Origin of the sequence: uncultured Shimia sp. (assembly GCF_947493595.1) — a bacterium.
GTDB lineage: Bacteria > Pseudomonadota > Alphaproteobacteria > Rhodobacterales > Rhodobacteraceae > Shimia.
The window spans coordinates 263,083-278,170 of the sequence record NZ_CANLRL010000002.1; the positions used below are offsets into that span (position 1 = coordinate 263,083).

Annotated in this window: 10 protein-coding genes; 8 read left to right on the forward strand and 2 right to left on the reverse strand. The window is 56.0% G+C overall.

Annotated features, from left to right (window positions below; genetic code table 11):
* Positions 1-53 precede the first annotated feature (53 nt).
* Entirely contained in the window at positions 54-2,105 is a 2,052-nt protein-coding gene (locus Q0955_RS06865) for a methyl-accepting chemotaxis protein (RefSeq protein ID WP_299421700.1), read from the forward strand.
* A 111-nt stretch (positions 2,106-2,216) separates the two neighbouring features.
* Here the strand turns inward: Q0955_RS06865 and Q0955_RS06870 are convergent, their stop codons facing one another.
* Together Q0955_RS06870 and Q0955_RS06875 are read right to left on the reverse strand one after the other, a co-directional pair.
* Positions 2,217-2,771, reverse strand: coding sequence for an ActR/PrrA/RegA family redox response regulator transcription factor (locus tag Q0955_RS06870; protein WP_164643671.1), 555 nt, complete (start codon positions 2,769-2,771; stop codon positions 2,217-2,219).
* Positions 2,772-2,845: 74 nt separating this feature from the next.
* On the reverse strand, positions 2,846-3,475 hold the full coding sequence (locus Q0955_RS06875; RefSeq protein WP_299421706.1) for an SCO family protein: 630 nt from the start codon (positions 3,473-3,475) through the stop codon (positions 2,846-2,848).
* Positions 3,476-3,559: 84 nt separating this feature from the next.
* Here Q0955_RS06875 and regB point away from each other — a divergent pair, with 84 nt between their 5' ends.
* From regB to addA, 7 genes are all read left to right on the forward strand, one after another.
* Complete coding sequence (gene regB, locus Q0955_RS06880; RefSeq protein ID WP_299421709.1) at positions 3,560-4,945, forward strand: sensor histidine kinase RegB; 1,386 nt, start codon at positions 3,560-3,562, stop codon at positions 4,943-4,945.
* Positions 4,946-5,048: 103 nt separating this feature from the next.
* Entirely contained in the window at positions 5,049-6,551 is a 1,503-nt protein-coding gene (locus Q0955_RS06885) for a PAS-domain containing protein (RefSeq protein ID WP_299421712.1), read from the forward strand.
* 48 nt (positions 6,552-6,599) lie between these two features.
* Positions 6,600-7,073 (forward strand): tRNA (adenosine(37)-N6)-threonylcarbamoyltransferase complex ATPase subunit type 1 TsaE, encoded by a 474-nt coding sequence (gene tsaE, locus Q0955_RS06890; RefSeq protein ID WP_299421714.1) that lies wholly within the window; start codon positions 6,600-6,602, stop codon positions 7,071-7,073.
* Positions 7,070-8,092: a phosphotransferase gene (locus tag Q0955_RS06895; protein ID WP_299421717.1), complete on the forward strand. Its 1,023-nt coding sequence runs from the start codon at positions 7,070-7,072 to the stop codon at positions 8,090-8,092. Before tsaE ends, Q0955_RS06895 begins: the two co-directional genes overlap by 4 nt.
* Entirely contained in the window at positions 8,068-8,760 is a 693-nt protein-coding gene (locus Q0955_RS06900; RefSeq protein ID WP_299421720.1) for a nucleotidyltransferase family protein, read from the forward strand. The genes Q0955_RS06895 and Q0955_RS06900 overlap by 25 nt, the downstream gene beginning before the upstream one ends.
* Entirely contained in the window at positions 8,753-11,677 is a 2,925-nt protein-coding gene (gene addB / locus Q0955_RS06905; protein ID WP_299421723.1) for a double-strand break repair protein AddB, read from the forward strand. The genes Q0955_RS06900 and addB overlap by 8 nt, the downstream gene beginning before the upstream one ends.
* Positions 11,674-15,069, forward strand: a complete 3,396-nt coding sequence (gene addA, locus Q0955_RS06910) for a double-strand break repair helicase AddA (protein WP_299421725.1) — start codon at positions 11,674-11,676, stop codon at positions 15,067-15,069. The genes addB and addA overlap by 4 nt, the downstream gene beginning before the upstream one ends.
* Positions 15,070-15,088: the final 19 nt, after the last annotated feature.

Consider the following 15,088-nt stretch of genomic DNA (forward strand, 5'->3'; position numbering starts at 1 on the left):
ATCCAAATAATCTGGGGAAACAGATGTCACTTAGATCACAAATACTCGCAATTATGACCGTCCCGTTATTGGCTCTGCTGGCCATCGGCGGCCTTAAGACGCAAGCCGACTGGCACCGTAGCCAAAACGCGCAAGCCACCCAAACTATTGCACAGCACGCCACAATCCTCCTGCGTGTGGCGCATACACTTCAGGTTGAACGTGGCCTTTCTGCCGCCTTCCTCTCCTCCCCACAAATACACACATTGCCTGCCACTTTGATTGAGGCCCGAAGCGCAACAGATACAGCCCTGGCCGCAATCTCAAATGACACAGCTGACCTGCGCCAGCACATCGCCCCTCTGGACACATTGCGCCGCGGTGTGACCGGCAAATCTCTGCCATTGGGAGAAATGGGCGGTGACTATTCCGGAATGATTGCCAACATTCTTGCAAACGTCAGTGGCACGCTCCTACATCAAAACAACGCCGAACTGGCCCAAATCAGCGCGGCTTTGGTGAACATGACCTACGCCAAAGAAATGGCTGGCCAACAACGGGCAGCCGGTGCGGTGGGTTTTGCGCAGGGCACATTTACCCGACCGATCTACCAGTGGTTTGCTGAAACCGGCGCTGCCGAAACACGCCTGCTTGATATCGCCGCGCTCTCGCTGAAACACCATTTGCCGGACGTCGATGTGCGCGCGGGACTGGCGCCAACGGGCTTACCGGAGATACGCGCCAGTATCCTAAACGCAGGAGCGAACGGCGCCGTTAGTCCCATGACGCCAAAAGACTGGTTTGAACGCGCCACCTCCTGGATCTCATCGTTGCGAGACCTGGAATTGCACGTGGCCGACCACATGAACATGCTGGCCACAATCGAAGCCGCAGCTGCTAAATCTGCACTCCAGATCACATTGGCAACCGGCGCTCTGTGCACGCTGTTGAGCCTTCTGGTGGGATGCCGACTGATCTATGCCTTCACATCTCAATTCAAAGATCTGCAATCAGACATGGACAGGCTTGCCAGAAAAGAATTTGAGTTCGAGCCCGCAAATTTGAATGCAAAAAACGAGGTCGGCCTCCTCAATCAATCCCTTGAGCAAACCCGCATCGCTTTGGAACAGGCCGAAAACCGCCTCATCGCCAGCGAAGAAGCCCGCGTCAAAGATCGAGGAGTCTTTGTCGCCCACTTGGATCAGGGCCTGGCACGCCTTGCAGACGGCGATTTGGACTGCGCGATCCACGATCACTTTTCCGAGGAGTATGAACCGCTACGGATCAGCTTTAATCAGTCTCTGAATCACCTAAAAAGCACCATCGGAGAGGTCCTGGAAGCGGCCGCTAACATGACAATTGGCGCTTCTGAAATCAGCCAAGCAGCGGATCACCTGTCCCAACGCACAGAACGACAGGCGGCGACGCTGGAAGAAACTGCAGCAGCCTTAGAAGAACTCACCAATTCCGTGCAATCCTCCGCAGAAGGCGCACGCAGCGTGGAAGCCACAATGGAGCATGCCAGCGAAGAGGCCAATGCAAGTGGTGTGATTGTGCAGAACGCCATTGCCGCCATGGCGGAAATTGAAAAATCTTCCTCCAAGATCGCGCAGATCATCAGTGTGATTGACGACATCGCGTTTCAGACCAACCTTTTGGCTTTGAACGCTGGGGTCGAGGCTGCACGAGCAGGTGAACACGGGCGCGGCTTTGCGGTGGTGGCGTCCGAAGTTCGCCACTTGGCACTGAACTCCGCGGACGCGGCCACTGAAATCAAATCTTTGATTGTGGACAGTTCAGGCCACGTTCAACAAGGCGTCAATTTGGTTGGGGATGCGGGCACCGCGCTCAACAACATTGTAGACCGCGTCAATCAAATCTCCAAATTGGTCAGTGGCATTGCGTCCGGATCTGTGGAACAGGCTACGGGGCTAAAAGAGATCAACACCAACGTGCACCATCTGGACGATGTCACGCAGAAGAACGCCGCCATGGTCGAGGAATCCACCGCAGCTGGCCACCTGCTGCATACTGATGCCACCAAGCTTGCGACGTTGATGGAACAGTTCAACACAGGTGATCTCACAGAGGCACCCGCGCCTTCGGAGCTACGCCAGGCATCCTAGTTGCCAAAAACAGAAAACCCGGCCTTCTCGGCCGGGTTTGTTAACACTTTACCCCACCACCGTGAAACAGACGTGATACCGACGTTGTTTTTGGTGGCGTCAGATCCTTTCTTAACGCGGCGAGCGTTTTGCCAGAATCCGCTGCAACGTCCGCCGATGCATGTTCAACCGACGCGCGGTTTCACTCACATTGCGATCACACAATTCATACACCCGTTGGATGTGTTCCCAACGCACGCGGTCCGCGCTCATCGGATTTTCCGGTGGGGGTGGCAGCTCATCCGGACCGCTCAGAAGCGCGTTCATCACATCCGTCGCATCTGCCGGTTTGCTGAGGTAATCGGTTGCCCCAATCTTCACCGCAGCAACAGCCGTGGCAATCGCACCATAACCGGTCAAAACAACAACTCGGCTGTCCGCACGTTTTTCCCGAATGACTTCGACAACATCCAATCCGTTGCCATCCCCAAGCCGCAAATCAACCACGGCATAGGCCGGTGGGCGGGCGGTGGCAATGGCTTGCCCCGCCGCAACGGATCCAGCCGTTTCCACCTCAAAACCGCGTTTTTCCATGGCCTTAGCGAGGCGCCGCAGAAACGGCTCATCGTCATCTACCAACAGAAGTGATTTGTCCGGCCCGATCTCCGACAGCGCGTTTTCCGTCATGTGCCTGTTCCCTGCTGCGTGTTCGAACCAGTATTAGCGTCCCTAGCCTATTGGGTCAAACTGACCCGCGACTACTACATGTTGTCCACAAAGCAGGCCACGGTTTCCGCCATCTTCTCCGGTGTCACGTCACGGCGGAAATACTCAACAAACCCGTGCTCTGGCAGCGTCAGATAGGTGAATGTGGAGTGGTCTACGAGGTAAAATTCCTCATCGCCATCTTCCGCAGGCTGCTTTTTGTAATAGGTGCGATAGGCTTGGCTTGCGGCCTTTACCTGCTCCGGAGTGCCAGTCAGACCAATCATGCGTTCATGCAAGTAGCCGGCGTAATCACTCATCACTTCCGGCGTGTCGCGCTTAGGATCGATGGTGATAAACACAGGCGTCACAATCTTGCCGTCTGCTTCAAGGATATCAACAGCTTCTGCATTCCGCGTGTTGTCCAGCGGGCAGACATCCGGGCAGAAAGTATAGCCAAAATAGACCAGCGACGGTTCGGTCAATACGTCCTTGTCCGTCACCGTTTCACCAGCCCCATTCACCAACTCAAACGGCCCACCAATCGCACTGGTGCCACCGGCAACCTGACCTTGACGACATTGTGCAAACTGATCGCCACCACCGTTGCCACGGCTCACGTACCACATGCCGGCAAGCGCAAAGATCGCTACAAACGCGGCCACTGCCGCCACAATCCGAACCATGTCAAACCTCATCAAGTTTAGTTGCGGGATATGACGTTGAGACCTATCAAGGTTGCTCAAAGACACAAGCGGAAAGGCCTCAAAATGACGGATTTGTCAGGCGAGCTGCTCAATACAAATCGTCGCAGCAACTGGATTCGTCTGCGCACGTTCATCATGCTGCGCTGGATTGCCATCTGCGGTCAGATTGTTGCGCTGCTGGTGGCCCAGTTTGGCTTTCACTTAGAGCTCTACTACGGCCTGTGTTACATGGCGGTTGGGGTTGCCATCATTGGCAACTTGGTCGCCACTTTTGTGTTTCCAGAAAACAAGCTGCTTACCGAAAAAGAGAACATGGCCATGTTGCTCTTTGATGTTTTGCAGCTGAGCTTCCTGCTGTTTCTCACCGGAGGTCTGCACAACCCTTTTTCCTTCCTGGTTGTCGCACCTGTCTCTATTGCCGCCTCCGTGCTCCCCATCCGTTCAGCAGTGTTTTTGGGATGCCTGACCGTCGCCTTGGTCAGCGTTCTTTTGGAATTTCATATTCCCCTGCGTACCGATAACTTTTTCATCCTGCGCGTGCCGGATGTTTTCCTGTTTGGGAACTGGGCGGCCATTGTGATTGCTCTGTTCTTTTCCTCTCTCTACTCCCGCCGCGTGGTGTCGGAGATGTCCTCCATGGGGGAAGCTTTGGCAGCCACGCAGATGGCTCTGGCGCGCGAACAGAAATTGACCGACCTCGGCGGCGTCGTCGCCGCCGCTGCGCACGAACTTGGCACCCCATTGGCCACCATCAAACTCACCAGCGCGGAACTCATGGAAGAGCTGGAAGACCATCCGGATTTACATGAAGACGCTGCCCTGATCCGTCAGCAGGCCGATCGCTGCCGAGACATCCTACGCTCCATGGGGCGTGTCGGAAAAGACGACCTTCACTTGCGCAAGGCGCCGCTGTCCACGGTCATAGAGGAGGCCGCCGAACCCCACATGGGACGCGGAAAAGAGATCATTTTTGACCATTATGACTTGTTGGACGGACCGGAAATCTTGCGCCGCCCAGAAATCATCCATGGCCTTCGCAACCTAATTCAAAATGCTGTCGACTTCTCCAAAACGTCGGTTTGGGTTGAGACAGAATGCGCAACTGAGTCGGTATCCGTGCGCATTTTGGACGACGGACCAGGGTATCCAACTCACCTAATTGGACGTATTGGCGACCCTTTTGTGCGATACCGAAAGTCAGCAAAAGACGTCAAAAAGCGGCCCGGGTACGAGGGAATGGGGCTTGGGCTATTTATAGCCAAGACACTTTTGGAGAGATCAGGGGCCGAGATCAGTTTTGCCAATGGATCTAGTGTTTTAGGTGAGTATGACGAAGGCGCAGACCGCTGCGGTGCGGTTGTCGAAGTGATTTGGCCACGTGAAAAAGTGGATGCGGCCATGAGCCTCTCGACGCTTGGAATAGGTGACAATCCATTACACAAATCTTAACCGCGCGCGCGTGCTAGGTTGAAAAAAATGCAATTTTGAGTAAGCTATTTGAGTAACCCAATTACGTACTCCTCGTTGTTTCGAAATAACTTTGAGGTCTACCATGATTTTATTCAGCGCTTTGTTTTTTGTGCTTTTGTTTTTTTTGTGTCTGGCCGCTGCCGTGGTGATGTACCAATCAAGAGAAACTGACAGGCAAACGACGCACCCATTGGTCGAACCACCATCTCAGCCACCTCAGGTGGCGCGGTTTTTGTTTCGCGCAGGGGCCTTGGTTGATGCCAATCCCGCAGCGCTCAGACTATGCTCAGAGGTGCCAGCCGAACGTTTCGACTGGGAAGCACTTCGTCAAAAACTGTCTGCCAGCTTTCCCGATTTTCCATACGCACAAGGGGCCTCGCAAAAAAGAGACGTAACGGTTCTGAAATCAAACAATCCAAACGACGCATCAATTGTCACGCTGGATCAATGGAACGATGTGGCCCGTGTCACACTGGAGCAAGACATCGCACCCGACCTGGCGCGCCGCACCGCCATTTTTCAGGCCATGTTTCAAGCGCCCAATCCAATCTGGAAAATCAACACAAAGGGCGTGATTGTGTGGAGAAACACTGCCTACAAATCGCTTGGTGCGTCACTTGGTTTTACAGGTGACTCTCAGCCCCTGTTTGACACAACAACCCTGTCTCCCGGTGACCCGCCTTTGCGCTTCAAACTCTCAAGTCGCGACAATACACAAATCCATTGGTTCAACGTTACGGCGGTGCGCGCAGGCCCTGACATTATGTTTTACGCAACCGAAGCGGATGCCGAGGTTTCTGCACTAGATGCGCGTCGTAGCTTTGTGCAAACATTCTCAAAAACCTTTGCACAATTGTCCACGGGTCTCGCAATTTTTGACCAAAACCAGAGTCTGGTATTGTTCAATCCCGCTCTGATCGAGCTAACCGGAGTATCCGCAGATTTTCTGTCCAATCGCTGTGATCTTTTTGCCTTTTTCGATCACATGAGGGAACACCATGTGATCCCAACTTCAAACGGCCAAACAAGCTGGCACGCGCAAGTCTCTCAGATCGTACAAGAGGCACAACTTGGCGCGTATTGCGAAACATGGACGCTGCCTACCGGAGTCACCTACAAAGTGTCCGGTCGCCCCCACCCAGACGGCGCATTGGTCTTCCTGATCGAAGACATCACTTCGGAAATCACTGTCACACGTCGCTTCCGAAGCGAGCTGGAACAGGTTTACGGCGTACTGGACACAGTTGAAGGCGCCTTGGTCCTCTTTTCCCCAACCGGTCAGTTGCATATGTGCAATCAAGCCTACCGTGACATGTGGAAAAGTGATCCGGATCGCACCTTTGCCAAATACACATTTTTTGATGCTCTCCAACACTGGCAAGTGGATTGCAGGCCCTCTCCTGTTTGGAGCAAATTAAAAAACCGTATTCTGTCTACCTCCGATCGCAGCGCTTGGTCCGCATCCTTAACCAAAATAACCGGCGAAGTTTTGACGATGGAGGTAACACCCGTGGCCGGCGGCGTCACTTTGCTAACATTTAAGGAAATCAATCCTGTCGGTTTGCCACTGACAACGACGCACTGATGTTCGATCTCGCTTGCAGGTCCTGAGCCGCGTTTTTACTGTGGCGCCATGACCGCCTTCTCTCGCACCATCTCTTTGAATTCCCCGGCCGAAACCCAAGCTTTCGCAACTCAGGTAGCGACACTACTCTCGCCTGGCGACGTGGTGTTACTGGAGGGGTCAATTGGCGCCGGCAAAACCCATTTTGCCCGCAGCTTGATCCAATCATTGTTGCCGGTAATGGAAGACGTACCTTCGCCAACCTTCACATTGGTCCAGGTCTATGACGGACCAAGCTCTGAAATCTGGCATGCCGATCTCTACCGTTTGTCCGCGCCGGACGAAGTGGTTGAACTCGGTCTGACAGATGCCTTCGAGGACGCGATTTGTCTTGTTGAGTGGCCCGACAGATTGGCAGAACTGGCGCCAGAAAACGCCCTGACATTGCGGTTTGAATTGTCTCAGCAAGAGGAGCATCGCGTGCTGACGATGTCCGCACCTTCCTCCAATTGGGCCAAGAAGCTTGAAGGCATTGCGGCATGAGTGAGCGTGAGGCCCTCATTGATGCCTTCTTGGCAAACTCCGAATGGGCAAATGCCCAAATTTGTGATCTCGCTGGAGATGCCTCCGCCCGCCGCTACAAGCGATTGAAACTGGCGTCTGGGGCAACTGCGGTGTTGATGGACGCGCCAGATGAGGACGGCAACGGCACAGACCAATTTGCGAGCATGGCGCGTTTTTTGACCAACAAAGGATTATCCGCGCCGCAGATCTACCTCAAGGACCACAGCCAAGGTTTGTTGCTGCTGGAAGACCTCGGCGACGATCTTTTTGCTCGAGTCATTTCCAAAGACCCAAGCTCCGAAATCCCGCTCTATGCGGCTGCGGCCGACGTGCTCACCGCCTTGCATCAGCACACTCCACCTTCGGAATTGCCTCAGATGGATGCTGCGACGCTGGCAGAGATGGTTGAACCGGTGTTTTCCTGGTACGTCGCTGGTGCAGACCTCCCCTGGCAACATGCCTGGACGGCGTTCCACGAAGCCATTTCCCCGGTCCTGACAGACCACCTCGAGGCACCGAACACGCTCGTTTTACGAGACTATCACGCCGAAAACCTGTTGTGGCTGCCGGATCGAGACGGTGTGGCCAAAGTTGGTCTGTTGGATTTTCAAGACGCCTTGATAGGTCACAAAGCCTATGATCTGGTCTCCCTCCTGCAGGACGCCCGCCGGGATGTACCTATTGAGGTGGAGCGAAAAACCAAGGCCCATTTTGTGCAGGCTTCTGGTTTAGATCCCCACTCTTTTGACCTCACCTACGCCCTGCTCGGCGCACAGCGAAACCTAAGGATCATCGGTGTTTTTGCCCGCCTGTGCATGCACTACGGCAAACCCCACTATGTTGATCTCATCCCACGAGTTTATGATCTGGCGATGCGCAATCTACAGCATCCGATCCTCAAAGCGCCTGCCGACATACTTGCAGAATCCATGCCAGCGCCGACCCCTGACCTGATAGAAAAATTGAAAACCAAATGCGCAACCATCCCGACGCCGTAATGCTCTTCGCCGCTGGATTTGGCACTCGGATGGGCGAGCTCACCCAAGAGACACCTAAGCCCCTGTTGCACGTTGGCGGCCAAACGCTCTTGGATCGCACCCTTGATCTCACCAAAGCAGTATCGCCCACGCGCACCGTGGTGAATGCACACTATTATCACCAAAAAGTCGTCGACCATCTGCAAGGCACAGCGGTTCAGGTTATTATCGAACACCCAGACATTCTAGAAACCGGTGGCGGTCTGCGCAATGCCTTGCCCGTTCTTGGGGATGGCCCGGTCTTCACAAGCAACACCGACGCCGTCTGGCGCGGACCGAACCCATTTCAAATGCTACTAAAAGCCTGGCAGCCTGAAAAAATGGATGCGCTTTTGCTCTGTCTGCCCAAAGACAACGCCATTGGCCACAAAGGCAAAGGTGACTTCGTGCTAAGTGAAACCGGGCAAATCTCGCGCGGACCCGGCGTTGTGTATTCTGGCATTCAGATCCTCAAGACAGATGGGCTGCACAATATTGCCGAAAGCGCGTTTTCGCTTAACCTGCTGTGGGACCAGATGCATAAAAACGGGCGCCTTTTTGGGCTGACTTATCCGGGAAAATGGTGTGACGTTGGCTCCCCTGAAGGCATCACACTGGCTGAACAAATGCTGGACGCCGCCGATGTTTAAACCAAGTGCCTCACCCCGCGTATTTGCCCTGCCACCCGGTGCTGATTTCCCACGTTATCTTGTCGAAGGCATCCGCGCGCGCTTTGCAGACCAACGCCCCGATGCCATCGCCAAAGCCACCGTGATCGTGAACACTACCCGGATGGCGCGCCGTGTGCACGCCCTCTTTGACGAAGGTCCGGCAACCCTCCTGCCCCGCATCCAACTGCTGGGTGAATTTGCCAACGCTGCCACGGCACATCTTCCGGCTGCCACACCCGCCATCCGTCAACGATTTGAGCTGATTCAGCTTGTCACGCGACTGCTTGAACAACAACCTGACCTCGCTGCGCGCGCTTCTGTCTACGATCTCGCGGACAGCCTTGCCGCCCTGTTTGATGAAATGGCAGGTGAAGGCGTACCGGTGGACGCCATCGAAGCCTTGGACGTCAGTGACCAATCCGGCCATTGGGCCCGTGCGCAATCTTTCTTCGGCATCGCGCGCCATTTCTTGGAAAATCTCGACAGCACCCCCGGCCAAGAAGCCCGCCAGCGTCGTGCAATCGAGGCGATTGTAAAATCCTGGGATGAGACACCACCACAACACCCGATCATTCTGGCAGGTTCCACTGGCTCACGCGGTACCATGCAAGTGCTGATGCAAGCGGTCGCCACACTCTCGCAAGGTGCGGTGGTTTTGCCTGGCTATGACTTCGACATGCCGCCTGAAACCTGGGATCACCTATCTGACGGATTGCAAAGCGAAGATCATCCGCAATACCGCTTTCGCTCTTTGGTGAGCGACCTAGACCTGACCCCACAGGACGTTCAGCTCTGGCACAAGTGCTCTGCGCCATCCGCTGCGCGTAACAAACTGGTGTCGCTTGCCTTGCGCCCTGCCCCCGTGACCGATCAATGGCTCAGCGAGGGTCCAAACCTCGGCGACCTGACCACTGCCACCAAAGACATCACGCTGGTCGAGGCCACAACCCAGCGCGAAGAGGCCCTCACCATCGCCGCCCGTTTGCGCAAGGCCGCCGACGAAGGGCTGACCTGTGCATTGATCACGCCAGATCGGATGCTCACCCGCCAAGTAACAGCGGCGCTGGATCGCTGGGACATTGTGCCAGACGACAGTGCCGGACAACCCTTGCAGCTGTCCCCGCCCGGCCGCTTCCTGCGCCACACTGCGGCTCTATTACACCAGAAACTAACCTCCGAAGCCCTTCTAACGCTGCTCAAACACCCGTTGACGCACAGCGGCGAAAACCGGGGGGATCACCTCCGCTTCACCCGTGACTTGGAGTTGTGGATGCGCCGCAATGGCGTGACCTATCCGGAAGCAGAAAAACTTCAGGCCTGGGCCGCTGCGGGCAACGAAGAGATGTCCGCATGGATGGCTTGGGTCGCCGCATGTTTCTGCGAAGCGGAACGCACGCAAATGGACATGGCTACGCTTCTAAACGACCACCTCGCCTTGTCAGAGAAAATCGCCCATGGCCCAGGCGAAGGCAGTGGCGGTCTTTGGGACCAAGCTGCCGGCCGCTCGGCATCTCGACTTGTGGCGGAGGTGAAGGATCACGCACAGGTCGTCGGCCCCATCGCACCGGCAGACTATGCCGATTTGTTTAGCGCCCTTCTCTCTCGCGCAGAAGTGCGCGACCGCGATGTTGGCCATCCAAACATCTTGATCTGGGGTACCTTGGAGGCGCGCGTTCAAGGCGCAGACCTTGTGATCCTTGGCGGCCTCAACGAAGGCAGTTGGCCCGAAGCGCCAAGCCCGGACCCTTGGCTCAACCGCAAACTACGCCATGATGCGGGCCTGTTGCTGCCCGAACGCCGCATCGGCCTGTCGGCCCATGATTTTCAACAAGCCATCGGCGCCCCGGACGTCTGGATCACCCGCTCCGTGCGCTCAGACGAAGCCGAAACCGTACCGTCTCGTTGGGTCAACCGTCTGGTAAACCTTCTGAGCGGATTGCCAGATCAAAAAGGGCCAGAGGCGCTTGCAAACATGAAATCCCGCGGCAACACTTGGCTATCGTATGTACGCGCTATGGAAACCGTTCCCATGGTGCCAGCCGCACCACGCCCTTCACCCACACCACCACCAGAGGCGCGCCCACGTCAGCTTTCGGTCACCGAGATCAAACGCCTGATCCGTGATCCCTATGCGATCTATGCCAAACACGTCCTGCGCCTGCGCCCGCTTGACCCACTGATGCGCACGCCCGACGCGCTTTTGCGCGGCATCATTGTGCATGAGATCTTGGAAACTCTGATCAAGACATCCGTGGCCGATCAATCGCCAGTAACACGGGATCAAATTCTGACAATATCAGAGACTGTTCTGGCCCAAAACGTGCCATGGGCCACCGCGCGCGCCTTGTGGCAGGCCAGATTGGACCGGGTTGCAGATCACATCGTACATGGCGAAGAGAAACGTCGCGCACGCGGTGAACCTCTGGCCTTCGAAATTCAGGCCGAGGGCACCATTCCAGAGCTGGGCTTCCGGCTCACAGCCAAAGCCGACCGTGTCGACCGCACCGAAACCGGGGCGCTGATCTTGTATGACTATAAAACCGGCGCGCCACCTTCAAAGGACGAGCAAACGTACTTCGACAAACAACTTTTGCTGGAGGCCGCCATGGCCGAGCAAGGCGGTTTCACAGACATTGATCCTTCCGATGTTGCCGATGCGATCTACATCGGTCTTGGCACCACGCCAAAGGATCAGCCCGCACCGCTGTTGGAAACGCCGCCCACAAAGGTTTGGGAAGAGTTCATCGCCCTGATTGAGCACTACCTTGCCAACGGCAAAGGTTTCACCTCCCGCCGCGCCATGCGCACAGAGCGCGACGAAAGCGACTACGACCAACTGGCACGTTTTGGCGAATGGGATGCCACCGATGAACCCACACCGGAGGCGCTGTCATGACCCAACCAATGAACGACGCCACCCGTCGCCAGATCACCGCCGCGCGCCCTGACGCCAGCACCTGGCTCTCTGCCAACGCCGGCTCCGGCAAAACCCGCGTGCTCACGGACCGTGTCGCACGGCTTTTGCTTGAAGGTGTTTTACCTCAACACATCCTGTGTCTGACCTATACCAAGGCCGCCGCCAGCGAGATGCAGAACAGGCTCTTCAAACGTCTTGGCAGCTGGGCGATGAAATCTGATGCCGAACTGTCTGAGGAGCTTGGCGAGCTCGGCGTTGTCGGAAAATCCAACGCTGACGATTTGCGCAACGCCCGCACCCTATTTGCCCGTGCCATTGAAACACCGGGCGGCTTGAAAATCCAAACCATCCACTCCTTCTGCGCCTCCATGCTGCGCCGCTTTCCGCTTGAGGCCGGCGTCTCGCCGCTATTCAGCGAAATGGAAGACCGCGCGGCAGCATTACTGCGTGAAGAGATTGTGGAGCAGATGGCGGAAGAGCCAGACGCCATTCTGGTGCGTGACCTCGCCACCCATTTCACCGGTGCCGCGTTGGAAGATCTGACAGCAGACATCTGTCGCCATGCAGACCGGTTGCGTCATCCAGTATCGTCAGCAGACCTTTGCGATCTGCTCGGATTGCCGGACGGCTATGACCAAGACGCGTTGCTGTCTGATGTTTTCCTAGGCGGTGAAGCAGAGCTGGTCAACGCACTCATCGACGTCCTTCAAAAAGGAGGCAAAACCGACGCGACAGCGGCAACAAAACTAAGTGCCATCACTAATTTCGATGTATCCGCGCTGCCCATCCTGGAATCCGTTTTCCTGACAGGTAAAAGTGCAAAAGATCCGTTTTGCGCCAAGTTAGACTCATTTCCAACCAAAGCACTGCGTACCAATCATGCGGATTTGATGGAACGCATCAAGCCTCTCATGTTGCGTGTAGAAGTTGCAAGACCGCGTCGCCTCGCCCTTCAAGCCCAAGACCGCAGCGCCGCGTTGCACGCTTTTGCGGCACGCTTTCTGGAACGCTACGACACCGCCAAACAGCATCGCGGCTGGCTCGACTTTGACGACCTCATTCTGCGCGCGCGCAACCTGCTAAACGAACCTGCCGTGGCCGAATGGGTACTCTATCGACTCGACGGCGGCATTGACCACATCCTTGTGGATGAAGCCCAAGACACCAGTCCGGTGCAATGGCAAGTCATCGAACGTCTGGCGCAAGAATTCACTTCCGGCTCTGGTGCACGGGGTGACGACATCCGAACCATTTTTGTGGTGGGCGACAAAAAGCAGTCGATCTACAGCTTTCAAGGTGCGGACCCGGCAGAGTTTGACCGTATGCGCGATGAATTTGCCACGCGATTGCACGCAACAGAAACCCAGTTGCAGGACCTGAGCCTGGAATACTCCTTCCGCTCTTCCCCTGCGGTCCTGAACCTCGTCGACAAGTGTTTTGAGAACCACGCTGATGCAGGCTTTCCTACGGGCAATCGCCACATTGCGTTTAACGACGACATGCCGGGCCGCGTTGACCTCTGGCCGGTCGTCGAGCCCGTTGCAAAGGCGGAAAAAGACGATTGGTTTGATCCGGTCGACCGCCTTGGAGACACCCATCACTCGGTCATTTTGGCTGATCGCATCGCGGCACAGATCGCGCGGATGATCAAACAGGACACCATTGCCGACAAGCGCGGCCCCGACGGGCAGTTCACGCAACGCAAAATCGAACCAGGCGATTTCCTCATTTTGGTGCAATGTCGCTCTGACCTGTTCCACGAGATCATCCGCGCGTGCAAACTGCACGGCTTGCCGATTGCCGGTGCCGACCGCCTGAAAGTCGGCGGCGAAATGGCTGTGCGTGACCTCGGCGCATTGTTGTCCTTTCTCGCCACTCCCGAAGACGACCTGTCGCTGGCCACGATCCTGCGGTCCCCGTTGTTTGGCTGGTCGGAACAGGCGCTGTTTGACCTCGCACATCGCCGCGCCCCCAAAACCTACCTTTGGGCGGCACTACGCGACAGGGGCGACGAGTTCCCCAAAACTATGGCCGTGCTGGACGATCTGCGCGCCAACACTGACTTCTTGCGGCCCTATGACCTGATCGAACGCGTGCTTACCCGCCACAAAGGCCGCCACGCTTTCCTTGCGCGCCTTGGGGCTGAAGCAGAAGACGGCATCAACGCACTTCTCTCTCAAGCGTTGGCCTATGAAAAATCCTCAGTGCCCAGCCTCACCGGCTTCTTGCAATGGATGCAGACCGACGAACTGGAAATCAAACGCCAGATGGACAGCGCCACCAACCGTATCCGTGTGATGACAGTGCATGGTTCAAAGGGTCTGGAAGCACCCATTGTTATCATGCCGGACACAGGCAAACGGTTGATCAAAACCGACGCGCCAATTGTGCCCGTTGGAGACACAGCGCTTTGGAACATGGCGTCCGATAGCGCACCAGCCCCTTTGACTTATGCACGCGAGACATTGGCGGAGGCACAAGCCGCTGAACGGCTGCGCTTGCTTTACGTCGCCATGACCCGTGCTGAAAAATGGCTGATTGTGGCAGCGGCCGGAGATTTGGGGAAAGACGGCAAGAGCTGGTATGACACCATCCGCGCCGCGATGGTCGCCTCCAATGCCATGCCTTGTCAGTTTGACGGCGGTGAAGGTCTGCGCCAGGATCACGGGAATTGGGCCGGAACAGTCACTGAATCAGATGAGGCCAATGCCCCTCCCATAGTCGATGTGCCGGTGTTCCTTAAAACCGCCGCGCCTGAACCACCAACACATCCACAGGCCCTCAACCCGTCTGATTTGGGCGGTGCCAAGGCGCTTGGCGGGGAGCAAGGCTTGGATCAAGAGGCCGCTATGCAACGCGGCACTTGGCTCCACTTGCTGCTCGAGCATTTGCCCAACCATCCGCAAGCTGAATGGTCAGAAATTGCCAAATCTCTTCTGCAAGATGATCTGGTCGAGATGCAGAACAGGCAATTAGAAGATCTACTGGCCGAAGCCACGCAAACTTTGTCCAAACCAGAGCTCGCCTGGCTATTTGATCCATCTGCTTTGGCAGAAGTCCCCGTGACCGCCAACCTTGGCCCCAATCGATTACACGGAATTATCGACCGCCTGGTGATTCAGGATGATTGTGTCTGGGCCATCGATTTCAAGACAAACGCCACGGTTCCAACCTCTACGCAAACCACACCGGACGGCATCCTCAGACAAATGGGGGCCTATACCCATGCTTTGGAACAGATTTTTGACCTGCCAATCCGCACGGCAATCTTGTGGACTGCAAAGGCGGAGTTGATGGAACTGCCACACGATCTTGTGACAAGTTCACTTGCGGCCACAGGATATCTTGACGCCCCCGCCCCGCAAACCTAGGTTCCCTCGAACCAAGACT

What these genes read in the sequence shown, in the direction of transcription:
- Q0955_RS06865 (WP_299421700.1), top strand. Translation starts at nt 54, where the DNA reads ATGACCGTCCCGTTATTGGCTCTGCTGGCCATCGGCGGCCTTAAGACG.
- Q0955_RS06870 (WP_164643671.1), bottom strand. Translation starts at nt 2,771, where the DNA reads ATGACGGAAAACGCGCTGTCGGAGATCGGGCCGGACAAATCACTTCTG.
- Q0955_RS06875 (WP_299421706.1), bottom strand. Translation starts at nt 3,475, where the DNA reads ATGGTTCGGATTGTGGCGGCAGTGGCCGCGTTTGTAGCGATCTTTGCG.
- regB (WP_299421709.1), top strand. Translation starts at nt 3,560, where the DNA reads ATGACGGATTTGTCAGGCGAGCTGCTCAATACAAATCGTCGCAGCAAC.
- Q0955_RS06885 (WP_299421712.1), top strand. Translation starts at nt 5,049, where the DNA reads ATGATTTTATTCAGCGCTTTGTTTTTTGTGCTTTTGTTTTTTTTGTGT.
- tsaE (WP_299421714.1), top strand. Translation starts at nt 6,600, where the DNA reads ATGACCGCCTTCTCTCGCACCATCTCTTTGAATTCCCCGGCCGAAACC.
- Q0955_RS06895 (WP_299421717.1), top strand. Translation starts at nt 7,070, where the DNA reads ATGAGTGAGCGTGAGGCCCTCATTGATGCCTTCTTGGCAAACTCCGAA.
- Q0955_RS06900 (WP_299421720.1), top strand. Translation starts at nt 8,068, where the DNA reads ATGCGCAACCATCCCGACGCCGTAATGCTCTTCGCCGCTGGATTTGGC.
- addB (WP_299421723.1), top strand. Translation starts at nt 8,753, where the DNA reads ATGTTTAAACCAAGTGCCTCACCCCGCGTATTTGCCCTGCCACCCGGT.
- addA (WP_299421725.1), top strand. Translation starts at nt 11,674, where the DNA reads ATGACCCAACCAATGAACGACGCCACCCGTCGCCAGATCACCGCCGCG.